This is a genomic window from Streptomyces tatrensis (assembly GCF_049310065.1).
Classification (GTDB): domain Bacteria; phylum Actinomycetota; class Actinomycetes; order Streptomycetales; family Streptomycetaceae; genus Streptomyces.
In genome coordinates, this window is sequence record NZ_JBMDLB010000011.1 from 431,727 (window position 1) to 455,268 (window position 23,542).

The window sequence follows — 23,542 nt, forward strand, 5'->3', positions numbered from 1 at the left end:
GGTGACCGCCAGACGATTAGAAGCACTGGCCCACGAGGACCCGTCGCTGCACGCCCTCGCCGAGCGGCTGCTCGCACTGGCCGAGGCGGGGCTGCCCGAGATGTACCTGCCGGGTGCGGAGACCTTCGTCTTCACCCGGGTGGGGACCGTCTCCCCCGAAGGCACGAGGCGCGTGGAACGGCGCGGTACCAGCACCCGGTACGCGGCGATCACCGCACTGGGCGCGCGGTTCCTCCCCGAGGAGCGCCAGCGCGCCCTCTTCGGCGGCCACAGCGCCGCGGAGTTCACCGCGCTCCTGGTGGAGCGGCTGCCCGCGGTCACGAACCTCGGCGACGCCGCGCTCATCGCCTGGGCCGCGGCCGAGACCGGCCACCCCAAGCTCGCGGACGCCGTGGCGAGGGTGGCCGAACTGGACGTCCCCGGGCGTCCGCAGTACACCGTGGAAGCCGCCTGGGTGCTCTCCGCCCTCACCGCGGCCCGGACCTCGGTGGACGTCGAGTACCGGCTGGCGGCCGCCCGCGACCGCCTGCTGGCGGCCAGGGTCGGGGACGGCCCGCTGTTCCCGCACGCCACCGGCCCGGGGCTGGTCTCCGGATACCGCTCCCACGTGGCCTGCTTCGCCGACCAGACGTATCCCCTCCAGGCGCTGGCCCGGCTGCACGCGAGCGCCCCGGACCCGCAGGCCCTCGCGGCCGCCGACGCCTGCGCCGCCCGGATCTGCGCCCTGCAGGGGGACGGCGGACAGTGGTGGTGGCACTACGACGCCCGCACGGGCGGCGTGGTGGAGGGCTACCCCGTCTACAGCGTGCACCAGCACGCCATGGCCCCGACGGCCCTCTTCGACCTGGCCGAAGCGGGTGGCACGGACTTCGGCTCGGAGATCCGCCGCGGTCTGCGCTGGATGACGGAGGTGCCCGAGATCAGCGGGCCCGACGGCACCCCGCGGGAGCCCATGATCCGTGAGGAGTACGGGGTCACCTGGCGCAAGGTCTACCGCGGCGATCCCGCCAAGGCCGTGCGCGCCGCCCGCGGACTCACCACCCGGGTCGCACCGCGGGCCCGGCTGGCCCCGCTCGACCGGATCTTCCGCCCCCTGGCGGTGGACCGCGAGTGCAGGCCCTACGAGTTCGGCTGGCTGCTCCACGCCTGGCTCGGGAGGCTCGGCAGATGAAGCACAGACAGTCCCTCTTCGGAGTGGCGCTCGACCCCCTGACCATGGACGAGGCGGTCCAGCGCTGCCTCGACGCCGTGCGGCGCGGGGAACAGATCGAGATCGGCATGGTCAACGCCGCCAAGCTGGTCAACATGCGCCGCGACCCCCGCCTCGCCGCGGCGGTCGCCGGCTGCGACCTCGTCATGGCCGACGGCCAGGCCGTGGTGTGGGCCGGTCGCGTCCTCGGGGTCCGGCTGCCCGAACGGGTCGCGGGAATCGACCTGTTCATGCGGCTGCTGGCAGCGGCGGAGACCGCGGAGATCCCCGTCTACCTGCTCGGCGCCACGCAGGACGTACTGGACCTCATGCTCGGCCGGATCGCCGAGCGGTTCCCCGCACTGCGCGTGGCCGGCAGCCGCAACGGCTACTTCGAGGACTCCCAACAGGGTGAGATCGCCGATGCGGTGGCCGCGAGCGGCGCCCGGATGCTGTTCCTCGGCATGACCTCGCCCAAGAAGGAGATCTTCACCGCCGGCTACGGCAAGCGCGCCGGCGCCCACGTGGTGCACGGCGTCGGCGGCTCCTTCGACATCCTGGCCGGCATCACCAAGCGCGCCCCCCTGGTCTGGCAGCGGATGGGGCTCGAATGGTTCTACCGGACCCTCCAGGAACCGCGCCGCCTGGGCAAGCGCTACGTCACCACCAACTCCGCCTTCCTCCTCATGACGGTCCGGGAACTCATCCGCCGCACACCGTCCACACCGCCTTCCGGTTCCGCGAACAGGAGTCACTGATGCGCGTCGTCGTCGTGGGACAGGGATACGTCGGCCTTCCGCTGGCCATCAGGGCCGCCGAGGTGGGACACCAGGTGGTCGGCTACGACGTGGACGCGCGGCGGGTCAAGAGCCTCGCCGCCGGCGAGTCGTACGTGGAGGACGTCTCCTCCGCACGGCTGAGCCGGGCACTGGAACTGGGCACGTACCAGGCCAGTGACCAGGCCCGGGACTGCGGCGGCTTCGACGTCGCGGTCGTCACCGTCCCGACCCCCCTGCAGGACGGTGCCCCCGACCTGCGCTACATCGAGGAGTCCGCGCACACCCTGGCCCGCTTCCTGCGGCCGGGAGCCACCGTCGTGCTCGAGTCGACCACCTACCCCGGCACCACCGAGGAGCTGTTCGGCCCGATCCTCGAGGACGGTTCGGGCCTCACGGCCGGGGTGGACTTCCACCTCGGCTACAGCCCCGAGCGCATCGACCCCGGCAACAAGGTGTGGGGATTCCAGCAGACGCCGAAGGTGGTCTCCGGCGTCAACCCCCTCTCGCTCAAGGCCGTGGAGACCTTCTACGCGGGCCTCGTCGACACCACGGTGCCGGTGCGCTCCCCCAAGGAGGCCGAGCTCGCGAAGCTGCTGGAGAACACCTTCCGGCACGTGAACATCGCCCTGGTCAACGAGATAGCCATGTTCGCCCGCCACCTCGACATCGACGTGTGGCAGACCATCGAGGCCGCCTCCAGCAAGCCGTTCGGCTTCATGAAGTTCACCCCGGGCCCCGGTGTCGGCGGCCACTGCCTGCCCATCGACCCCTCGTACCTGTCGTGGCGGGTGCAGCGCGAACTCGGCCAGAACTTCCGGTTCGTGGAGCTGGCCAACGACATCAACAGCCACATGCCCGAGTACGTGGCGCGCCGCGTCATGGACGCGCTCAACTCCAAGCGGCGCTCGGTCAACGGCTCCCGGATCCTGCTGCTGGGACTGGCGTACAAGAAGAACACCGGCGACGCCCGGGAGTCTCCGGCGGTACGCGTCTCCCAACTGCTCCTGGACATGGGCGCCAAGGTGCGCGCGGCCGACCACCACGTGGTGGAGAGCGTCAAGGTCGACGCCCGGCTCTCACGGGTCGAGGTGACCCGCAAGGAGCTGGCCGCCGCCGACGTGGTCGTCCTGCTCACCGACCACGACTCCTTCGACTACGCGCTGATCACCGAGCACGCCTCGCTGATCCTCGACTGCCGCAACCGGCTGTCGGGACCCACGGTGGAGGTTCTCTGAGGCCATGACCCGAATCATCTGCGTGGCCGGTGCCCGGCCCAACTACATGAAGATCAAGCCGGTGATGGACGCCCTGGAGCGCCGCGGCGCCGAGGTCGTCCTCGTCCACACCGGCCAGCACTACGACGAGTCGATGAACGACGTCTTCTTCCGCGACCTCGGCATCCGCTCCCCCGACCGCTATCTGGGAGCCGGGTCCGGCAGCCACGCCCTGCAGACCGGCCGGGTGATGGAGGCCTTCGAGCCGCTGCTCGACGAGCTGGTCCCGGACGCCGTCGTGGTGGTCGGGGACATCAACTCCACCCTGGCCTGCGCCCTGGTCACCGCGAAGGCCGGGCCGCTGCTGGCCCACGTGGAGGCGGGTCTGCGCAGCCGGGACTGGAGCATGCCGGAGGAGGTGAACCGGGTCGCCACCGACCGGCTCAGCGACTACCTGCTGGCCCCCTCCCCCGACGCCGCCGTGAACCTGCGGGCGGAGGGGTACCGCGAGGACCAGATCCACGTCGTCGGCAACGTCATGATCGACACGCTGCTCGCCAATCTGGACCGGGCCAGGCGCTCCGACGTCCTCGACCGCTACGGGCTCACCCGCGGCGGGTACGGCCTGGTCACCCTGCACCGGCCGGCCAACGTGGACGATCCGGACGCCCTGCGCGGGCTGCTGAAGGCGCTGGGCGAGATCGCGGGCCGCTGCCCGCTGCTGCTGCCGGTGCACCCCCGGGCGGCCGAACGGCTGGCCGAGATCGGCGTACCCGGCGGGATCCGGCTGGTGCCGGCCGCCGGATACCTCGATTTCATCGCCCTGCAGGACTCCGCCCGCGTGGTGCTCACCGACTCCGGAGGCATCCAGGAGGAGACCACCGCCCTCGGCGTGCCCTGTGTGACCCTCCGGGAGAACACCGAGCGCCCGATCACCGTCGAGCAGGGCACCAACGTCCTGGCGGGCACCGACCCCGACCGCATCACCGCCACGGTGCACCGGGTGCTCGACGATCCGCCCGCGCCCCGCTGCCCCGAGCTGTGGGACGGCCGCGCGAGCGAGCGCATCGCGCAGGTGCTCCTCGATGGCGGGAGCACGGCGACCCGGCCGCGGCCCACCGACCTCGTCCCGGGCACCAAGCCCGTCGTCTAGCGCTGTGGCGGGAGGGGTTCGCCGGGGCCCGGCGAACCCCTCCCGCCACAGCACCGTTTCCACCCCCGTTCCACCTGGATCGAAAGAAGGCTGATGGACCTCGCGGAGATCTGGCGGGTCATGCGCAGGCGCTGGTACGTGCTGCTGCCCGGACTGCTGCTCACGGCCGCGCTCATCACGGGCGTGTACCTGCTGGTCCCGGTGGAGTACCGGTCGCAGAGCACCGTGACCCTCCTGAACTCGAAGAAGGCCACGGTGGCCTTCGACGGCAATCCCTTCCTGAGCACCCAGGCCTCGCTCACCGGCATGGCCGACGGACTGGCCCGCAACCTGAACTCCGACGATTCCAAGGCCGACCTCAAGGCCCAGGGACTCACCGGCCTGTACGAGGCGAAGATCGCCGACAACGCCCAGGGACCGTTCATGTGGCTGAGCGTCACCGGCACCGACCCGGCCGCGGTGCTGCACTCCGACAAGCTCTTCACCGCGTACGCCGAGAAGCGGCTCCTGGAGTTCCAGGCCCAGCAGTCGGTGACCCCCGAGGCGATGATCCGCATGGCGACGATCGTGCCCCCGCAGAAGCCGGAGGCACAGACCAAGACCCGGCTCCAGTACCTGGTCATGGCGGCGGCGCTGGGCTTCGTACTCAGCCTGGTGGCCACCTTCTTCGTCGAGGCCCGGCGCCGCAAGGCCGACAAGCCCGGCCGGCGCAAGGCCGTGGAAGGCGACCAGGGGCCGCCCGAGGACCCCGGTACGGGTCCCGGTCCCGACGCCCACCACAACGGCGCCGTCGACCCCACGGCGACCATGGCGCTCAAGGTCCTGCCCTCCTCGGCCTTCCGTTCCAAGGCATCGCCGTGACCACGCCCACCACGGACACCGCCGCCCAGGACCCGCCGGAGGTCCCGCCCGAGGCTCCGTCCCTGGCGCGCAAGGTGGGATCCGCCGCCCGGTGGAGCCTGGTCAACACCATGGTGATGCGCCTGGGCAACTTCGTCACCGGCATCATCCTCGCCCGCTTCTTCCTCGGCCCGGAGGCCTGGGGCGTCTACGGAATCGCCCAGACGGTCCTGCTGGTCCTGCTCTCCGCCAACGAGCTCGGGGTCTCCCTCGCCATCGTGCGCTGGGAGGGCGACCCCCGCCGCTTCGCCCCGACCGTCCTCACCCTGAGCGCCGCCTCCAGCCTGCTGCTGTACGCGGGCCTGTTCGCGGCGGCCCCCTTGGTGGCCCGGGTGCTCGGTTCGCCCGAGGCCTCGGGCGTACTGCGGGTGATGTGCGTGTGCGTGGTCCTCGACGGGCTCTCGCAGGTGCCCGCCGGCTTCCTCACCCGGGAGTTCCAGCAGGGCCGGCGGATGGCCATCGACGCCGTCAACTTCGTCCTCAGCACCGGGGTGACCCTGCTGCTGGCCGTCCAGGGCTGGGGCGCGATGAGCTTCGCCTGGGGCTCCGTCGCGGGCAACGTGGCGGCGCTCATCGGCTGCTGCCTGGCCGCGCCCGGCACCCTGAAGTTCGGCTGGGACCGGGAGCAGGCCCGGGCCCTGCTGCGCTTCGGGCTCCCGCTCGCCGGGGCCAGCATGCTCGCGCTCGGCGTCGTCAACGTGGACACCATGGTGGTGGGTTCCTCCCTCGACCAGCTGGCCCTCGGCTTCTACGTGCTCGCCTTCAACATCTCCGGCTGGCCCGTACGGATCATCTCCGAGGCGGCCCGCCGGGTCTCCTTCGCCGGGTTCTCCCGGCTGGCCGACTCCCCAGGCGCGTTGGCAGGCGGCTTCGGCCGCGCCCTCGGCGTGGTGATGACGGGCACGGTCCCGCTCTGCGTGCTGCTGGCCGCCCTCGCCGGGCCGATCGTCGAGCTCGTCTACGGGGCGCGCTGGCTGCCCGCCGCCGCCGCGCTGCCGTGGCTGATGGGGCTCGGGCTGGTCCGGATCGGCTGTGAACTGGCCTACGACTGCCTGGTGGCGATCGGCCACCGCCGCTCCCTCATCGGGGTCCAGGGGCTGTGGCTCGCCGTCCTGGTCCCGGTGCTGGTGGTCGGCGCGGGCGCGGGCGGGATCGAGGGGGTGGCCCAGGGCCACGTCCTGGTCGCCGGGGCCGTCGTGGTGCCGGTGTTCCTCATCGCCCTGTACCGGGGCGGCGTCGGCCTGGGCACCGTGGCGCGCGCCTGCGCCTGGCCCTTCCTCGGCGGCGCCGTGATGACGGCCGTGGTCCTCGGTCTGGAACGGCTCCTCGGCGACGGCGTCCTCGCGCTCCTGGCGACCGCGGCCGCCGCCACCCTGTGCTACGCCGTGTGCGTCCTGCCCAGCTTCGGGTTCCTGCGCGGCGCCGCACCGGCCGCCGCCGCCACGACGATCAAGGACTGACACCATGGCACGCGTGCGCAAACGACTGTGGGCCTGGCTGTTGGCCGGATTCTTAACCGTCGCCGCCCTGACCCTCTACCAGGCCGAGCGGACGGGCCGCAGCGAGTCGGCGGCCGATTCCTGCCCCGAGAGCGCCCTCGAGTGCCCCGGCGAGGAGAAACCCCTCCCGCTGCCCGTTCCGACCGCCGCGCCCACCGACTCGCCGTCCGCGCCGGTCAGTCCGAGCCCCTCCGCGACCCCGGCGGCCCCCGCCTCCCCGTCGCCGACTCCTCCCCCGTCGGGCAGCAGTGCGCCGCCCGCCCCGGGCCCCGTCTGCAACGCCACCTCGCCCGGCGCCTGCGGCTTCCCGGACGCGCGCTCCACCGGTCCCCGGATCGCGCTGGAGCGGCACGACGTCGGGAACATGTCGGTGAAGACCAACGGCATGGTCATCAGGGGCTGGGACATCCGCGGCTCGCTCGACGTCTACGCCGACAACGTCACCGTCATCGACAGCAGGATCACCTCGGCCAACTGGTGGGGCATCAACCTCCGTCCGGGCTTCAAGGGCCTGCGGGTGCTGCACACCACGATCACCGCGGTGCCGGGCAAGGGCCCCGACAACGGAGGCGTCAACTACGCGGTCTCCAACATGGGCGAGAGCTCCGTCGAGGTCGGCTGGTGCGACGTCTCGGTGTTCGGCAACGCACTGTCCATGGGGCAGGGCAATCTGCACGACAACTACGTGCACGACATCGTCGCCTTCCGGAACCTCGGCGGGGAGTGGCAGCACACCGATGCCGTGATCAGCGGCGGCGGCAACAAGGGCCGGCTGACGGTCCGCCACAACACGCTGCTGAACTCCGTCCCCGTGGACAAGGGCGCCAGCGCCGCGCTCGGGCTCTTCGCCGACACCGGCGTGGTCTCCAACGTGATCGTCGACAACAACTGGCTGGCCGGAGGGGCGTACGCGCTCTACGGCGGCGGCCCGGGAGCCACCGGCATCCAGGTCACCGACAACGTGTTCTCCACCCAGTACCACCCCCACAGCGGGCTCTACGGGGCGGTCGCCGCGTGGAACGCGGGCGGCGCGGGCAACGTGTGGCGCGGCAACCGCATGTCGGACGGGCGGCCCGTCGTCCCCGAGCCCTCCCCCTGACCACCGAGAGGACATGACGTGCGCACCATCGCCCGGGCCCCCTGGGAGCTGCTGAAGCGGACCTTCGGCTGGCTGGTGCTCTTCGAGGCCAGGAACAAGCTCGTTCTGGCCCCCTCCGCGCTGCGGCTCCGCCGTTTCGAGAACGCGGAGACCAGCAGGCTCGGCCCGCTCCTGGGCCGGCCGCCGGCCGCCCTGGTCGCCACCGTGATCGCCACCCACCGGCGCCCCGAGGCCCTGCGCGCCGCGGTGGCCTCGGCGCTGGCGCAGACCGTGGCCGACCAGGTGGTCCTCGTCGTGGACGACGGGGCCGGGCTGCCCGAACTCCCTTCGGATCCGCGGCTCTTCGCGGTATCGCTGGCCCGGAACACGGCCACGGCCGGGGTGGTGCGCAACGTGGGGATCCGGCTGAGCCGCTCCCGGTACGTGGCCTTCCTGGACGACGACAACCTGTGGGAGCCGGACCATCTGGAGCAGGCCCTGACGGTCCTGGAGTCGCCCGGCGGACCCGATGCGGTGTACACGGCGCTGCGCCGGGTGCTCCCCGACGGATCGCAGCGGGACGTGCTGTCGGTGCCCTTCGACCGCCGCCGCTCGGCGCACGAGGCCTTCCTCGACACCAACGCCTTCGTGGCGCGACGCACCCCGGCCCTGTACTTCAGCCGGCTGCGGCGGACCCCCGAGGTCCTGCCCCGCGAGGACTGGGAGCTCGTACGCCGCTACAGCCGGCGCCACGAGGTCCGCCACCTGCCCCGGCCGACCGTCCGCTACCTGGTCAACCCGGAGAGCTTCTACACCGCCTGGGAGGGGCCGGCCCCCGCCGGGCCGGCCCCCGCCGCCTGATGTCCGGCCCGGTCAGGGCCCCGGGGTGGCGCGCAGGGCGGTCCGGCTGGTCAGGGCGCGCGCCGCGGCCCGGTTCGCCGGGCGGCCGAGCGCCGCCCGGGAGGTCTCCCGTAGCAGCACGGCCGCGTGGAAGGCCATGGTGGCCGGCGCCGAGTGCCGGCGACCGTAGAGGCGCACGCGGTTGAGGGTCAGCAGGGCCCACAGGCGCGGGGAGACCTGCGATTCTCCGCCGAGGTGGACGGCCGAGGCGGCGGGCTCGAGCCGGGTGGCGAAGCCGCGGTCGCGGGCCCGCAGGCAGTACTCGGTCTCCTCCGAGTACAGGAAGAACGATTCGTCCCAGGCTCCGCAGGCGTCCAGGCACTCCCGGGACAGCGCCATCAGCGCGCCGGACGCCCAGTCGGCGACCGTCTTGCGCTCGTACGCCGACGGATCGGTGACCAGCTCGCTCCACCGCGGGAAGCGTCCCGCACGACGGTTGCCGATCACGGCCTCGCCCAGGGCCCGGGTCAGCTGGGACTCCCGGCGCAGCGAGTGGTAGAGCGTCCCGTCCTCCTCGTACAGCTGCGGGACGCTGATCCCCACCCGGCCCCCGCCGGCCACCGGGTCGCCGAGCGCGCCGACGAGCAGCTGCGCACAGCCCGGCCGCATCCGGATGTCCGGATTGCACACCAGGGCGGTCTGGAAGCCGCCCTCCCATTCGGCGGCGGCCGTCAGCGCGGCGTTCACCCCGGCCGAGTAGCCGGCGTTGCGGCCGGTCTCGACGACGGTGGCCTGCGGAGCCAGCGACCGGATGAGGTCCACGGTGCCGTCGGCGGAGTCGTTGTCGGCGACGACGAGCCGCCAGTCGACCCCGGTCATGGCCTGCGGCAGGGAGGCGAGGAAATCGGGTATCACCCGGGCGCTGTTCCAGGTCACCACGACGACGGCTACGGTGCCGGCTGGGGTACCGGAGGCTGCGCCGTCGGAAGCTGCGGTGTCGGGGACTGCGCTGTCGGGGACTGCGCTGTCGAAAGGCATAAGGACTCCGTGGTTCTGGGCTCGGGCGCGGAGCGCCGGATGAAGCCGAGGTAGCTGCCTCCGGCGGCGATCGTCAGGAAGAACATCCCTGCGAACATCGGGAAGCTGAGGGCGTCGAAGGTGGCCGCGCTGACCAGGCCGACGAGGGCCGAGGCGAAGAAGGCCTGGCCGAGCTCCCGGTCGGACTCGTCGGCGGCGAGGCGGCGGATGGCGCCGCCCTGGTGGATCCCGGTGAGGAACAGCGCCAGGAGGGCGAGCAGGCCCAGCAGGCCCATCTCCGCCAGGGTCAGCATGTACTGGTTGTCGGTGAAGAAGTAGAGGTCCGGGGTGAAGGTGCCCAAACCCCGGCCGAACAGCGGGCGTTCCTCCAGGTAGGGCACGATCGCGCTGTACTTCACGGTGCGGGCCTGGGTGCTGCTGTCGGAGTTGGACACGAAGGACGCGAAGAGCGTGGTGATCGTGCCGATCAGCCCGGGGACCATGACCTTGAAGACGGCCACCGAGCCGAGCAGCAGGCCGAAGGCGGTCCAGCGGCGCTGCGGCTTCCACCTCGGCACCATCACCAGCACCACGATGAGGGCGCCGATGATGGAGGTCCGCGACACCGTCAGCGGCAGGGCGCCGCCCATCAGAGCCACCGGCGCCCAGCGGCGCCAGCGGGTCAGGTGCGCCCGGACCGGATCGAAGGCCTGCTGGATCGCGAAGGGCAGCAGCAGGGCGAGCATGCCGCCGAACTCCAGGGGCTGCGCGGTGGTCGAGCGCGGTCTGGTGAACGCCCCGCGGTCCAGGGTGGTGATCTGCGCAACGCTCGACTGGAGTCCGGGGATGCTGATCTTCTCGGCGATGTTCGTCGCGGTGAAGAAGTCGTAGTAGCCGATGGCGGCGACCACCGCCCCCATCACGACGGCCCGCCGCAGCAGCACGTCCAGGCGGGCCCGGTCCTGGATCCCGGCGGAGATCAGCACCACCAGCGATACCCAGACCAGCAGTCCGATCAGCCCCCGGTCGGCGCCCAGCACCTCCTTCTGCGAGCTTCCCCGGGAGGCGTTCGCCAGGTAGGAGGCCAGGACCGAGACCGCCAGCAGCCACATGACGACCCGGGGCAGCCGGGTGCCGGGGGCCGGTCTGATCCGGCCGGTCAGCCAGGTCGCCAGGTACCAGAACAGGGCCAGGAGCGCGAAGACGTTGGCCGGGGTGCCCACGCCGCCGAGACCCGGCAGGGTCAGGTTCGAGGGGATGAAGAAGGCCAGCCCCATGTAGCCGGTGAGCAGGGCGGTGGCGTCGAGTTCGCGGTGGCGGGTCCGCTTGCGCCCGCGCGTCCTGGCCGTACCGGCCGCGGCCTCGGCGGCCTCGCGCCGGCGCCGGCGGCCCGCCAGCACGCTCTCCAGGACGAAGGAGGCGGTGAAGCCGGCGACCAGGCCGGCGATGACCACGGCCAGTACCTGCTGGTAGCGGGTCTTGAGCTGTGGTTTCGGGGTCTGCGGCAGCACCACGGGGGCGGTCTGCACGAAGTAGGCGGGCTGCACCTTGGCCGCCGCCTGGAGCGCGTTGAGCTGCTCCCCGGCGAAGTCGGTGAGCGTACTGGTCTCCTTGAGCACCTTGTTCCGGTTGGTGCCCGTGACGGTCAGCGTGAGCATCGGGCCGGAGGCGTTCGCGGCGAAGCCGACCGTGTAGGGGTCGGTCACCCCGAGACCGTGCAGGTCCCGCGCCGCGTCGGCGCCCGACAGGGTTCTGATGAGCACGTCGGCGGTCACCACGAGCGAACCGCCCGCGTTCGCGATGGGGTTGCCGAAGGCGGGGGCCAGTTGGGCCACGGCCGTGGAGTCGAGCAGGGCCACCGAGCTCTGGGACTGGTAGGACACCGGGACCGACTGGTACAGCTGGGCACCCGCGAGGACCCCGCACAGGGTCAGGGGCCCCATGACGTACCAGCGGCGCCGCAGCACCGCTCCTATCTCACCGATGTTCATGAAGCCTCCTCCCCAACCACCCGGGAACCGTTGGCGTGTTGCCCGGCGTCCTGGGAAGATCGAACACGACGGAAGGAATCCTGTTGTCGCCTGGTGAGCTGTTCCGCGCGCTGCGCCGCCGCTGGTACGTGCTGCTCCTGGCGGGCGTGGTGGCGGCTGCCGGGGCGCTCCAGGTGCTCCGGCCCACCACGACCTACGTGAGCACCGCGATCGTCGTCCTCAAGCCGCCGGTGACGAGCAACCAGCCGAACCAGCTCGCCAATCTGCAGCCGCCGCTGGCCGCCGTATCCCTGGCCGCCGTACAGCAGTTGGACTCCTCCGACGGAGAGGCCGAACTGCGCGCGGCCGGGGTGGCGGGCACCTACCGGCTGATCCCGCGCAACAGCGGCACGAGCGTCACCCCGCGCTATCTGATTCCCTCCCTCCAGATCCAGGCCGAGCACACGGACCCGGCCACGGCCGACCGTTCGGTGCTCAAGGTCGTCGAGGTCTACGGGAAGCACCTCTCGGACATGCAGGCCGAGCAGCGGATACCGGCGGCGGGCCGGATGAGCGTCACCCTGCTCGTACCGCCATCCGCGGTGGCGCAGTTGGGGACCAAGAGCCGTGGGCTGGCCGGGACGGCGGTACTGGCCCTGGTCGCCGGGGTGGCCTGCGCGCTGTGGACCGATCGGTTCCTGGCGGGCCGCGCCCGGCGCCGGCGCGAAGGCGCCGACGCCGGGGGCAGCGGGCCGCAGCGGGACGAGAGCCCCGTGCCGGCGACCGCGGCGGCCCGCTGAGACAGCGGGCCGCCCGGCCGCCAACGCCCCTCGTTCGGGGCGGTGGTGCGGTGTCATCAGATCCCTCGGCGCTTCCAGGACTGCCACCAGAGCCATTCGCGTCCCCGGTCGGCGACGGCGGACAGCACCAGCGGCTGGAGGTACGGCATCACGCGTGCCCCGATCCGCCGGCGCCTGCGCAGTGCCCCGTACTCGGCGAGCGAGGTGTACTGCGGCAGGCATTCGGCGGCGAAGGCCTCCAGTTCCTCGACCGGGACCACCCCGGTGCGCCCGCGGTCGTAGGCCCGGTAGGCGCGCCGCAGTGCGTACCGGGCGAGCCGGGTGCGGGCCGCGGTGGACAGCCGGCCCGCCTCCGGGAGCAGGCCGCCGCACTTCTCCAGCACCGAGTCGAAGGCGACGAGGCGCTGGCGCAGGTCGTCGAGCTGCCCTCCGAAGTCGGTGGTGGACATGTTGTTGCCGTGGACCCGGTAGAAGGCCTGGTCGGCTCCCCGGACGTAGCCCACGTCGGCGTGGGCGGCGAGCCGCATCCACATTTCGATGTCCCCGGCGTGCGGAAGCTCCGGGTCGTAGCCCCCGACCTTGCGCTGGAGGCTGGTGCGCACGACCACCTCGGGTGAGGTGATGCATCCGGTGCCCTCCCGGAAGCGCCGCTCCAGCCACCACCGGCCCGGGTAGACCACCGAGCCGGTGCTCCGGGTGCGGGCCGCGGGCAGCGGACCGCCGTGCTGGAACCGCAGCGGCCTGCCATAGGCGAAACCGGCCTGCGGGTGGGCGTCGAGCAGGGCCGCGGCGCGTACCAGGGCGCCGGGGACCAGCCGGTCGTCGGCGGAGAGCAGGGCGACGTAGTCCCCGTCCGCCCACTCCAGCAGGCCCTCGTTGTAGGTGGCGATGTGCCCCTGGTTCTTCTCGTGGACCCGGACCTCGATCCGGGGGTCGGCCGCCGCGAGGGCGCGCGCGACGTCCGCGGAGTCGTCGGGCGAGGCGTCGTCGATGATCAGTACCCGTACGTCGACGCCTTCCTGTTCGTCCAGGACGCTCTTGACGCAGTCGGCCAGGAAGTGGCCGTACTTGTAGCAGGGGATCACCACGCTGACGGTGCTCACTGGCCGGACACCTCCGTGGATCCCCCTTCGGGCGCGACGGGGGCCGTGGTGGTGAAGACCGGGCCGACCCAGTAGTTCACCGAGCCGAAGGTGTTGTTCGGGAAGACCGTGGCCGCCCCGTACTTGTAGAGCCCGTTGCCGGTGACGGGGCCGGCGCCGCTGCCGCTCGCCGGAGCCACCAGCGGGTAGGAGCGGTGTGCGGCGGTGAAGTAGCCGCCGTCCACGGAGTACTTGCCGTTCGGCGCGTGGTACGAGGCCACGTACTCGGTGTTCGCGGTGATGGCCACCGGGGTGGTGAAGTGCAGCTGCTGCCAGCCGGACACGGTCTCGCTGCCGAAGGTTCCGGTGGCCAGGAGGGTGCCGGTGGTGGTCCAGAGGCTGCCGGTGTGGGTGCCGGTGTTCCCGGGGCCCTTGTAGAAGCTGACTCCGGTGACGTAGCCGGCGACCGAGGACTGGAAACGGGTGCCCAGTTCGACGGAGTTGGTGTCGTCGCCGACGTTGGCGGTGGTCGGGGTGGCGTTCGGACCCCACAGGGAGCAGGGGCAGGTCACCGTCGGCGGGGTCGCGCTGGTGGTGAAGGTCCAGGTGACGGGCGCGGCCATGGCGTTGCCCCACAGGTCGGCGGCCTGCACCGATGCCGTGTAGGTGGTGTTCAGCGCCAGTTCGGAGGACGGGGTGAAGGTAGCGCTGTTGGACACGTCGAGGATCTTGCTGCCCGGGACGTTGACGCCGCCGGGGCCCTTGAGGGTGAACACCAGGGTGTCCATGTCCACGGCCGTGCTGAAGGTGGACTTCACGGTCGTGGTGATCGCGGTGCCGGTCGCCGCCGACTGCGGGGTGGTCGAGGTGACGGTCGGGGGCGTCGTGCTCGCGGTGGCGGTGTCGAGGACCGCGTCGACCCAGTAGTTGCTGCCGGAGGAGGCGGTGGACGGGAACCCGCCGGTGCCGCTGTAGCGGTAGACGCCGTTGCCGCCGTCGGTGCCGCTCTTCAGTGCGGTGAGCGGGGCCAGCCCGGCTGCGGCCGAGGCGAAGGTGGTGTCGAAGGAGTATCCGCCGTTGGGGGCGAAGTAGGAGGCGATGTAGGTGGTGTTGGCCTTGACGGGGATCGGCGAGGAGAAGTTGAGCTGCTGCCAGCCCGAGGCCGTCTCGTTGGTGAAGGTGCCCGTGGCCAGGCGCTGGCCGGAGCTGCTCCACAGGCTGCCCGTGTGGGTGCCGGTGTTGGCCGGGGACTTGTAGAAGCGGACGCCCGTGATCGAACCGGGCACCGAGGAGCGGATCTTCACGCCGAGTTCCACGGCGCTGCCGTCGCCGGCGTTGACGGTGCCCGGCACGGCCGCGGCGGGCCAGACGGTGCAAGGGCACTCCTGGGGGCCCACGGTCAGCGGCACGGTGGTGGTGGCGCCGATGTTGACGCTGTCGTCCACGGCGCGGACCTTGATCTGCGCGGCACCGGGGGTGGTCGGGGTCCACTTGTAGCTCCAGGACCCGACTCCCGTGGTGGCCTTCCAGGTGGTTCCGCCGTCGGTGGAGACCTCCACGCGGGCCACGACTCCGCCGCCGCTGTCGGAGGCGGTGCCCGTGATGGTCACGGGCCGCAGGGCGGGCACCGTGGCGTTCGCCGCGGGGCTGGTCACGGTGATGGCGGGGCCGGTGGTGTCGGTGGAGGCGGTGGCCACGAGCAGGTTGCTCTGCAGGGACTTGGGCTGGACCCCCATGTCGGCGAAGATGTTCACCGTCGCCTGCTGCATCCGCTTGTCCTCGGTGACCACCGCGTCGTCCGGGTTCCCGGTCGGCATGTTGGTCAGGCCCCACGACCACTGCACGGTGCCGGAGCCGAAGACCAGGGCGTTCGAGATCTGGTCCCGGAAGGCGACCAGGCTGTGCGTCGCGGTCCCGTTGCCGTACGTGTTCCCGTAGTCGAGGCGGTACTTGCCGTCGTTGATGTCCACCGTGGTGGACGACATCGCGATCTGCCCGGGCGGGCGCGCCGCGTCCTCCACGTCGCTGTCCCACTCGTAGCCGAGCGTACCGACGGGGAAGGTGGCGGTCTGGGAGGGGGTCAGGTTCGCGACGGTGGTGCCCCGCCACAGGCGCATCTTGGCGTAGGCGCCGGGGACGGTGATCGCGTCGCTGCGGTAGCCGTTCACGCTGAACAGGGAGCCGGTGAGCTGGTTCTGCGGCTGGTAGGGCCGGCCGTTCGTCGCGCTGGCCGGGTCCATGAAGGTGCCCGTCCAGATCCCGCTCGGGTCGGGGATGCCGTTGGGCTGCGGGAAGGAGAGCTTGGTCTCCTTGTAGCAGACCAGGGTCCGGTTGGCCGTGTTGGCCCCGTCGATGCTGGGGGTCAGCCGGGTCTTCCAGAAGACCTCGTTACCGGCGAAGTAGGTCTGGTTCACGCCCGCGTGACGGGCGTTCAGGGCGTTGGTGAACTGGTCCTGGGTCCAGTACTCGTCGTGCCCCGAGGACATGAACACCTTGTGGCTCTGCAGCTGGGTCGCGCCCTTGGTCGACATGTCGATGCCCGACATGTAGCTGACGTCGTACCCGTTGCGCTCCAGCCAGGCGACCATCTGGTACTCGGATCCGTAGATCCCGTTCTCGCCGCCGATGTCCATCGGCCGGTTGTAACTGACCTCGTAGGCACGGCCGTCGGGCGCGGGCCCGCCGCCGTCGTACAGGTCCTGGCCGCCGTAGTTGTTGTACGCCTGCCAGGTCTGGTCGCTGGTCTGCACGACGATGTCGGAGTGGCTGGAGTCGTTGCGGACCACGAACGGGTAGGGCATGACGCCGTTGCCGTCCGCCTGGTCGAAGTTGGCTATGTAGAGGCCGGAGACGGCGTCGGAGGGCACCGTCCAGGTCGAGGTGACCGGCCAGTTGCCGCAGTCGACCAGGCCGGTGGAGGGCTTGGTGGTGCAGCTCTGCGGGTTGCCCCCCTGCGGGAAGTTCGCCGGGTGGATCTGCGCGGCCTGGGCGGGGGTCGACATCAGGCGGGCCCCGTCACCCCCGTAGTGGCCGAGCCGGTAGACCGACACCTTGTACGCCGTCGGCGACTGGATCTTGAACTGCAGGGTCTCGCCCGCCTGCACGCTCTCCTTGGCCGGGAAACCCTTGATGTCGCCGTAGGCGCTGGGCGCGAACCAGTCGGACATCGGTGTGCCCGCCTTCGAGTTCTCGCACACGATCGCGTTGGAGCCGGGGCCGCACGGGTCCGCCGCGACCGCCACCGATGGCGGCAGCGCCGCCGCCATCAGGGCTGCCACCACGGTGTAGAGCCCGTACCGCAGCAGCCTTGTCCTTCTGTTCATCCGAACCTCATTTGGGAGGGGCTTGGTGATTCGACGCCGGAGCGTCAGCGCAGCGCTGCTGAGAGCGCGTCCACGACCCGCTGCTGTTGGGCGGCGGTGATCTGCGGGAAGAGCGGGAGGGAGAGCATCCGGTCGGCGGCCAGCTCGGCGTGCGGGAAGGCCCCGCGGCCGTGGCCGAGGTGGGCGAAGGCCGGGGTGAGGTGGACCGGGGCCGGATAGTGCACGCCGGCGCCGATGCCCTCCGCGTTGAGCTTGCCGACGACCGCGTCGCGGTCCGCGCCGCTGACCCGGATGACGTACAGGTGCCAGACGTGGACGTTGCCCGGCGCCGTGACCGGCAGGGTGAGGCGTCCGGTGGCCGCCAGGTCTCCCAGCAGCCCGTCGTAGCGGGCGGCCGCGGCCCGGCGGGCCTCGTTCCCCCCGGCGAGCCGGGCCAGCTTGGCCCGCAGCACCACGGCCTGCAGACCGTCGAGCCTGCTGTTGAAACCGGCGACGTCGTGCCGGTACTTGGCCACGCCTCCGTGGTTGGCCAGCGCCCGGACGAGGTCGGCCGCCTCCTCGTCGTCGGTCACCACCGCGCCCGCGTCCCCGTAGGCGCCCAGGTTCTTGCCCGGGTAGAAGCTGGTCGCCGCGATACCGCCGCTGCCGGGGGTGCGGCCCTCCCGGGAGGCGCCCTGGCTCTGCGCGGCGTCCTCGACGAGCCTGGCGTACGAGGGCAGGCCCGCGGCCAGACCGGCCGTGTCGGCGCACTGCCCGTACAGGTGGACCGGGACCACCGCGCGGGTGGCCTTGGTGACCGCGTCGAGCGCGGCCTGCGGGTCCAGCAGCAGGGTGTCGGGGAGGCAGTCCGCCAGCACCGGCCGGGCGCCGATCCGGGCGACCGCGCCGGCGGTGGCGATGAACGTGTTCGCGGGCAGCACGACCTCGTCGCCGACGCCCACTCCGCTCGCCCGCAGGGCCAGTTCCAGGGCGTCGGTGCCGTTGGCCACGCCGACGCAGTGGGCGACCCCGGCGAAGGCCGCGTACTCGCGCTCGAAGGCCCGGACCTCCTCGCCGCCTATGAAGGCGGTGTCGGCCAGCACCCGGTCGAATCCCGCACGTAATTCGTCCGCGACCTCGGCGTGCGCTGCCTTCAGGTCGACGAGCGGTATCTGGTTCATGCGGCTGTGCTCCCCATCCGTGTCTCCGGCCTCCGGCCGGTCTCCAACTCATCGGCCCGCAGCTCGTCGAGCGCCGGGCCCCCCGCCTCGCGCAGCCGGCGGGCGGGGCTTCCCGCCCACACCTCGCCGGCCGGCACGTCGGCCAGGACCGTGCTTCCCATGCCGGTCAGCGACCAGGCGCCGACCTGCGCGTACTCCCGGACCAGCGCGCCGGCGCCCACGTAGGCGCCGCGCCCCAGCCGTACCCCGCCGCCGAGGCGGACCCCGGAGGCCAGGGTCGCGAAGTCCCCGACCTCGTCGTCGTGGGTGAGCACCACGTGGGGCATGACCGCCACGTGGGACCCCACCCGTACCGCCGCCGTCAGCACGCAGTGCGCGAGCAGCACCGTGCCCGGACCGAGGACCGAGGACCCGGAGAGCGCCGCCGTGGGGTGGACCACGGTGGCGTACCGGCTCTCGGGCAGGGCCAGGCCCCGCACCAGGCGGGCCCGTACCCCGTAGTCGCGGGGGCTGCCGACGCAGACCACCACGCGGGCGGCCGGGCGTTCGTGCACCAGGGCGCTGCCGCCCAGGACGGGAACGCCGTCGACGTCCCGGCCGTGCAGGGCCGGATCGTCGTCCAGGTGCCCGGCGAGCAGCCATCGCGGGACCCTGCCGGCCGCCAGGTCCGCGGCGGCCGCGTCCCGTACGGCCTGGGCGGTCTCCCGGGCGAACCCGCCCGCGCCGACGATGAGCAGGCTTTCGGATGTCGCGGTTCCGGTCGTGCGACCGTGCGGCCCGCTCATCCGCCGTCGGCCTGTTCGCGCAGCACCGCCACCACCCGGTCCTGCTGCTCCTCGGTCATCGTGTGGAACAGCGGCAGGATCAGCGAGTCGCGGGTGATCCGCTCGGTCACCGGCAGCGCCGCCGCACCGTGATCTGCGTACGCCGGCTCCAGGTGGGAGGCCATGATCCCGCGCCGGGCCGAGATGCCGGCCTCCGCCAGCACGGCGAGCAGCTCGTCGCGGCCGACGGGGAAGTCCTCGGCCAGGAGCACCCAGTACGACTGGAAGTTGCCCTCGCCGTGAGCGGGGTCGCGGACCGGGGTCAGGCCCGGGATCCCGGCGAGGAGCTGCGCGTACCGGGCGGCGAGGAAGCGCCTGCGGGCCACGATCTCGTCCAGCTTGCCCAGTTGCACCAGGCCGACCGCGGCCTGGATGTCGGTCATCCGGTAGTTGTAGCCGACCTCCAGGTAGCTCTCGGCGATCGGCTTGCTGCTCGCGTGCCGCTGCGCGGCGGACACGTTCATGCCGTGCTCGCGCAAGCGGCGCAGCCGCTCCGCCCACGCGGCGTCGTCCGTGGTCACCATGCCGCCCTCGCCGGTGGTGATCACCTTGCGGGGGTGGAAGGACCAGGCGGCCAGCAGGGCCCCCTGACCGACCGATTTGCCGCCGACGGTGGCGCCGATGCCGCAGGCGGCGTCCTCCACCAGGGCGAGGCCCCAGTCGGCGCAGGCGGCACGCAGGGCGTGCACGTCGGCCGGGACCCCGCCCTGGTGGACGGCGATCACGGCCTTGGTGCGCAGGGTGCGGACGGCTTCGACGGTGGCCGGGGTCAGGTTCCCGGTGGCCTCCTCGACGTCCGCGAACACCGGGTGCGCGCCGACGTAGCGCACCGCGTTGGCCGTGGCGATGAAGGACAGCGAGGGAACGACGACCTCGTCGCCCGGACCGAGGTCGAGCGCGATCAGCGAGAGGTGCAGGGCGGTGGTGCAGGAGCTCACCGCGATGCCGTGCTCCGCGCCCACCCGCTCGGCGAAGGCCCGCTCGAACTCCGCGACCCTGGGCCCCTGGGCCACCCAGCCGGACAGGACCGCGTCGGCGGCGGCCCGTGCCTCGTCCTCGCCGAGCCACGGGATCATGACGGGGATCCGGGCGGGAGCGGGGGCGGGAGCGTCCTGGGCGCTCATCGGCCGGCCTCCCCGGCGGCAGCTGCGGACTCCGCGTCCGCCACGCGCTCGGCCCGCCACCAGTCGACCAGGTCCCGCAGCCCGGTGCGCAGGTCGATCCCGGCCGTGAAGCCGAGCCGGGCGGCGGCCTGCGAGGTGTCCGCGAGCCGGCGCGTCACCCCGTTCACGGCGCGGGCCGGTCCGTGCTCCGGCGCCAGACCTTCGGCGCCCATGGCCTCCAGGAGGCCGTTGGCCAGGTCGAGGAGGCTGGTCTCGGAGCCGCTCGCGACGTTGAACACCTCGTCGGTCAGGTCCGATTCGGCGGCCAGCAGGTTGGCCCTGGCGATGTCGCGGACGTCGACGAAGTCCATGGTCTGCGTGCCGTCGCCGAGGATCAGCGGCGGTTCGCCGGAGGCGATCCGCTCCATCCAGCGGATCAGCACCTCGGTGTACAGGCCGTGGATGTCCATCCGGGGGCCGTACACGTTGAAGTAGCGCAGTGCGACGTAGTCCAGCCCGTACATGGCGTGGAAGCTGCGCAGCACTCCCTCGTTGAAGGCCTTCGCGGCCCCGTAGAAGGTGTCGTTGTTGTAGGCGTGGTGGCGCTCGGTGGTCGGGAAGGACTCCGCCATCCCGTAGACCGAGGCCGAGGACGAGGCGATGACCTTGCCCACGCCGGCGGCCGCGGCGGCCTCCAGTACGTTGAACGTCCCGTCGACCATCACCTCGTTGGCCAGCCGCGGCTCCTCGGCGCACTGGGTGATCCGGATCGCCGCGAGGTGGAAGACGAAGTCGGCCCCCTCGGTCGCCTTGCGGACGGCGGATATGTCCCGGATATCGCCCTCGACCAGGTCCACGACCCCGCTCGGCAGGGCGCGGGCCAGGTTGGCCCTGCGTCCCCGTACGAAGTTGTCGAGCACGACGATCTCGCGCGCCCCGTTGTCCACCAGCAGGTCCACCAGGTGCGAGCCGATCGTGCCCGCTCCGCCGGTGACCAGAATCCTCTTGCCTCGTACGCTGCTCAACGCCCTGCCCCTACTGAGTCGGTCATGGTGTTCCCTGCTGTGCCCGGCGCGCCGCACGCGGTCCGGGAGGTGTTCGGGGCGCTCAACGTCCGGTGCGCAGTCCGACGACGGCGCCCTTGAACTCCAGGCTGCGGGAGGCCGCTTCGAGGATGTCGAGGACCTGGAGTCCGGCCCGGCCGTCGGTGAGCGGGGGCCGCCCCGTCCTGATCGCCGCGGCGAACTCCTCGACCATGCTGCGCAGGGCCTCCTTCTCGCCGAGGGCGGGGGCCACCATGTCGCCGGTCCGGTAGGAGACGAGCATGTCGCGGCGCTCGTCCGCGCCGATCTCCTGCGGCGCCGTGAGGTCGACGCCGCGGTCGAACACCGCCACCCGCTGCGAGGGGTTGAGGTCGTCCCACACCAGGGTGCGCTTGGAGCCGCCGACCATCGTGGTGCGGACCTTCACCGGGGACAGCCAGTTGACGTGCACGTGCGCGATGGCGCCGGTGTTGAGCTGGAGCGTCAGGTAGGCCACGCAGGACTGGCCGGCCCCGATCGGGTCGGCCCCGTGCGCGGCGACGGCGACCGGGTGGACGTTGTCCGGGAGGATGAAGTCGAGGACCGAGAGGTCGTGGGGGGCCAGGTCCCACAGGACGTCTATGTCCTTCTGGACCAGCCCGAGGTTGATCCTCACCGAGTCCACGAACTGGATGTCGCCGAGTTCGCCGGAGCGGACCATGTCCCGGATGCGGGCCACGGCCGGGGTGTAGCAGTAGGTGTGGTCGCACATCAGGGTGAGGCCGCGTTCCTCGGCCTCGTTCACCAGCCTCAGTCCGTCCTCGTAGGTGGCGGCGAGCGGCTTCTCCACGAGGACGTGCTTGCCGGCGCGCAGGGCGGCCAGGGCGACGTCGAGGTGGGTACCGGCCGGGGTCGCCACGGCGACGGCCTCGACGGCGGGGTCGGCCAGGATCGCGGCGTAGTCCGCGGTCGCCTGGACCGTGGAGTAGCCGCCGAGCACCTGCCGTGCCCGGTCGACGTTCAGATCACACAGCCAGCGGAGGCGGAACTCCGGACTGGACTGGAAGTTGCGGACGAGATTGGGGCCCCAGTAGCCCGCTCCGACGACGGCGACCCCTAACGGCTCGGTCCGTCCCGCACCCGCACCTGCGCCCGCGGCGTCCCGCCCGGCGTCCTTCGCGGTGTCCTTCACAGCGTTCCCTTTCCTTCCGCGCACGCCCGCGGGCGTGTCGACGACCCATGGCCGGAACGCGTGCGAAGGAAGGGGGTGCCGTCGAGGGCATGCCGGGCGCCTGCGCGACCCGTGCGTGACCCGCCCGACGGTGGTGGCCCCCACGACCGATGCCGTACGTGTTGCACGTACTTCCGCCCCCCGGCCGTCCGGCACCCCTCGCGCCGGCCGGCCACGGACAGGCGGCCTGTTCCCCCAAGCCGCCGAACCCGTAACCTGCCCCAACTACCCTGCTCCGACTGGATCGCAGCGTGGACCACGGCAGTGCCGAAGCACGCCCAATCCGGTCGGCTGCGTTCAATCTAGACCACGGGGCGTACCCCCGGGGAGAGTTGGAGGAAACGGTCGGTACGGGCGTTCGGGCGTGCATACTTCCGGGGTGACCAGCATCGTGATCCCGGCCCACAACGAGGGCCGGGTCATCGGCCGGCTCCTCGACGCACTCCTGGACGGGGCCCCGGCCGCGGGACCCGACATCGTCGTGGTGTGCAACGGCTGTACGGACGACACCGCCGCGGTGGCCGCCGCACGGGGCCCCCGCGTACGGGTGATCGAGACCCCGACTCCCTCCAAACACCACGCACTTCGGGTGGGCGACGAGCACGCACGCGGCTTCCCCCGGCTGTACGTGGACGCGGACGTGGTGGTCGGCGCGGCCGACGTACGGGCCCTCGCCGACACCCTCGCCGGGAGCCCGGCCCTGCTCGCTGCGGCACCCGGCCGGGACATTCCGCTTACCGGCTGCGCCTGGCCGGTCCGGGCCTACTACCGGGTCTGGCAGCTGCTGCCGGCCGTCCGCGAGGGACTGTTCGGGCGCGGGGTCATCGCGGTGACCGAGCCGGGGCACGCCCGGCTCGCCGCCCTGCCGCCGCTGATGGCCGACGACCTGGCCGCGTCCCTGGCCTTCGCGCCGGGAGAGCGCCGGGTGGTGGAGTCGGCCAGGGTCGTGGTCCTCCCGCCGCGCACCTGGGGCGACCTGATCAAGCGCCGTGTGCGGGCGGCGACTTCCTCGGCCGAGCTGGAGCGGTTCCAGGCCGCACGGGCTTCCGGGCCGGCCGCGGCGCCCCCGCCGTCCGCGCGCACGGGTACGGGAGACCTGCGGGCGCTGCTCCGAACACGTCCGCAACTGCTCCCCGGAGTGGTGGTGTTCGTCGTGGCGGCCCTCGTGGCCCGCCGGGGAGCCCGCAAGGCCATCCGTACCGGGGACTTCTCCACCTGGCTGCGCGACGAGAGCAGCCGCCAGGCCTGAGCGGCCAAGAGGGCCGGGCGGCCGAATCCGCCCGTACCCGGCCCAGTTGGCCCGTACAACCATTAGGGTGCCATTCGCACGCACGACTGGCTCACCGCACAGACGCACG

The 23,542-nt window shown here is 72.2% G+C and carries 19 protein-coding genes; 10 read left to right on the forward strand and 9 right to left on the reverse strand.

What is annotated here, in order from left to right; genetic code table 11:
• Position 1 precedes the first annotated feature (1 nt).
• From ACODT5_RS17640 to ACODT5_RS17675, 8 genes are all read left to right on the forward strand, one after another.
• Entirely contained in the window at positions 2-1,171 is a 1,170-nt protein-coding gene (locus ACODT5_RS17640) for a hypothetical protein (protein WP_422520255.1), read from the forward strand.
• Entirely contained in the window at positions 1,168-1,947 is a 780-nt protein-coding gene (locus tag ACODT5_RS17645; protein ID WP_422520256.1) for a WecB/TagA/CpsF family glycosyltransferase, read from the forward strand. Before ACODT5_RS17640 ends, ACODT5_RS17645 begins: the two co-directional genes overlap by 4 nt.
• Entirely contained in the window at positions 1,947-3,203 is a 1,257-nt protein-coding gene (locus ACODT5_RS17650) for a nucleotide sugar dehydrogenase (RefSeq protein ID WP_422520257.1), read from the forward strand. The genes ACODT5_RS17645 and ACODT5_RS17650 overlap by 1 nt, the downstream gene beginning before the upstream one ends.
• Positions 3,204-3,207: 4 nt before the next feature.
• The gene (gene wecB, locus ACODT5_RS17655; protein ID WP_422520258.1) at positions 3,208-4,335 is read left to right on the forward strand and encodes a non-hydrolyzing UDP-N-acetylglucosamine 2-epimerase; all 1,128 of its coding nucleotides are present in this window, start codon (positions 3,208-3,210) and stop codon (positions 4,333-4,335) included.
• Positions 4,336-4,428: 93 nt separating this feature from the next.
• Positions 4,429-5,196, forward strand: coding sequence for a YveK family protein (locus tag ACODT5_RS17660; protein WP_422520259.1), 768 nt, complete (start codon positions 4,429-4,431; stop codon positions 5,194-5,196).
• On the forward strand, positions 5,193-6,695 hold the full coding sequence (locus ACODT5_RS17665) for an oligosaccharide flippase family protein (RefSeq protein ID WP_422520260.1): 1,503 nt from the start codon (positions 5,193-5,195) through the stop codon (positions 6,693-6,695). Before ACODT5_RS17660 ends, ACODT5_RS17665 begins: the two co-directional genes overlap by 4 nt.
• A gap of 13 nt (positions 6,696-6,708) precedes the next feature.
• A complete protein-coding gene (locus ACODT5_RS17670) occupies positions 6,709-7,833 on the forward strand; it encodes a hypothetical protein (RefSeq protein ID WP_422520261.1) in 1,125 nt (374 codons plus the stop codon).
• 18 nt (positions 7,834-7,851) lie between these two features.
• Positions 7,852-8,673, forward strand: a complete 822-nt coding sequence (locus tag ACODT5_RS17675; protein ID WP_422520262.1) for a glycosyltransferase family 2 protein — start codon at positions 7,852-7,854, stop codon at positions 8,671-8,673.
• A gap of 12 nt (positions 8,674-8,685) precedes the next feature.
• Here the strand turns inward: ACODT5_RS17675 and ACODT5_RS17680 are convergent, their stop codons facing one another.
• Both ACODT5_RS17680 and ACODT5_RS17685 read right to left on the reverse strand, forming a co-directional pair.
• Positions 8,686-9,588 carry a glycosyltransferase gene (locus ACODT5_RS17680; RefSeq protein ID WP_422520263.1) on the reverse strand — a complete coding sequence of 301 codons (903 nt, stop codon included), beginning with the start codon at positions 9,586-9,588 and terminating at the stop codon, positions 8,686-8,688.
• An 11-nt stretch (positions 9,589-9,599) separates the two neighbouring features.
• Positions 9,600-11,660: an O-antigen ligase family protein gene (locus ACODT5_RS17685; RefSeq protein WP_422520264.1), complete on the reverse strand. Its 2,061-nt coding sequence runs from the start codon at positions 11,658-11,660 to the stop codon at positions 9,600-9,602.
• Between the two features lie 83 nt (positions 11,661-11,743).
• On the opposite strand from ACODT5_RS17685, the gene ACODT5_RS17690 reads away from it, so the two are divergent.
• Complete coding sequence (locus ACODT5_RS17690) at positions 11,744-12,439, forward strand: hypothetical protein (RefSeq protein ID WP_422520265.1); 696 nt, start codon at positions 11,744-11,746, stop codon at positions 12,437-12,439.
• Between the two features lie 56 nt (positions 12,440-12,495).
• Here ACODT5_RS17690 and ACODT5_RS17695 read toward each other — a convergent pair whose 3' ends face one another.
• From ACODT5_RS17695 to ACODT5_RS17725, 7 genes are all read right to left on the reverse strand, one after another.
• A complete protein-coding gene (locus ACODT5_RS17695; RefSeq protein WP_422520266.1) occupies positions 12,496-13,542 on the reverse strand; it encodes a glycosyltransferase in 1,047 nt (348 codons plus the stop codon).
• A complete protein-coding gene (locus ACODT5_RS17700; protein ID WP_422520267.1) occupies positions 13,539-16,844 on the reverse strand; it encodes a DUF4082 domain-containing protein in 3,306 nt (1,101 codons plus the stop codon). The genes ACODT5_RS17695 and ACODT5_RS17700 overlap by 4 nt, the downstream gene beginning before the upstream one ends.
• 44 nt (positions 16,845-16,888) lie before the next feature.
• Positions 16,889-18,004 (reverse strand): DegT/DnrJ/EryC1/StrS family aminotransferase, encoded by a 1,116-nt coding sequence (locus tag ACODT5_RS17705; RefSeq protein WP_422520268.1) that lies wholly within the window; start codon positions 18,002-18,004, stop codon positions 16,889-16,891.
• Entirely contained in the window at positions 18,001-18,789 is a 789-nt protein-coding gene (locus tag ACODT5_RS17710) for a NeuD/PglB/VioB family sugar acetyltransferase (RefSeq protein ID WP_422520269.1), read from the reverse strand. Before ACODT5_RS17710 ends, ACODT5_RS17705 begins: the two co-directional genes overlap by 4 nt.
• Entirely contained in the window at positions 18,786-19,952 is a 1,167-nt protein-coding gene (locus ACODT5_RS17715; protein ID WP_422520270.1) for a DegT/DnrJ/EryC1/StrS family aminotransferase, read from the reverse strand. Before ACODT5_RS17715 ends, ACODT5_RS17710 begins: the two co-directional genes overlap by 4 nt.
• Positions 19,949-20,956, reverse strand: a complete 1,008-nt coding sequence (locus tag ACODT5_RS17720; protein WP_422520271.1) for an NAD-dependent epimerase/dehydratase family protein — start codon at positions 20,954-20,956, stop codon at positions 19,949-19,951. Before ACODT5_RS17720 ends, ACODT5_RS17715 begins: the two co-directional genes overlap by 4 nt.
• Before the next feature lie 82 nt (positions 20,957-21,038).
• Positions 21,039-22,145: a Gfo/Idh/MocA family protein gene (locus ACODT5_RS17725; RefSeq protein WP_422520272.1), complete on the reverse strand. Its 1,107-nt coding sequence runs from the start codon at positions 22,143-22,145 to the stop codon at positions 21,039-21,041.
• 418 nt (positions 22,146-22,563) lie between these two features.
• Here ACODT5_RS17725 and ACODT5_RS17730 point away from each other — a divergent pair, with 418 nt between their 5' ends.
• Positions 22,564-23,433, forward strand: a complete 870-nt coding sequence (locus ACODT5_RS17730) for a glycosyltransferase family 2 protein (protein WP_422520273.1) — start codon at positions 22,564-22,566, stop codon at positions 23,431-23,433.
• The last annotated feature ends 109 nt before the right edge of the window (positions 23,434-23,542 follow it).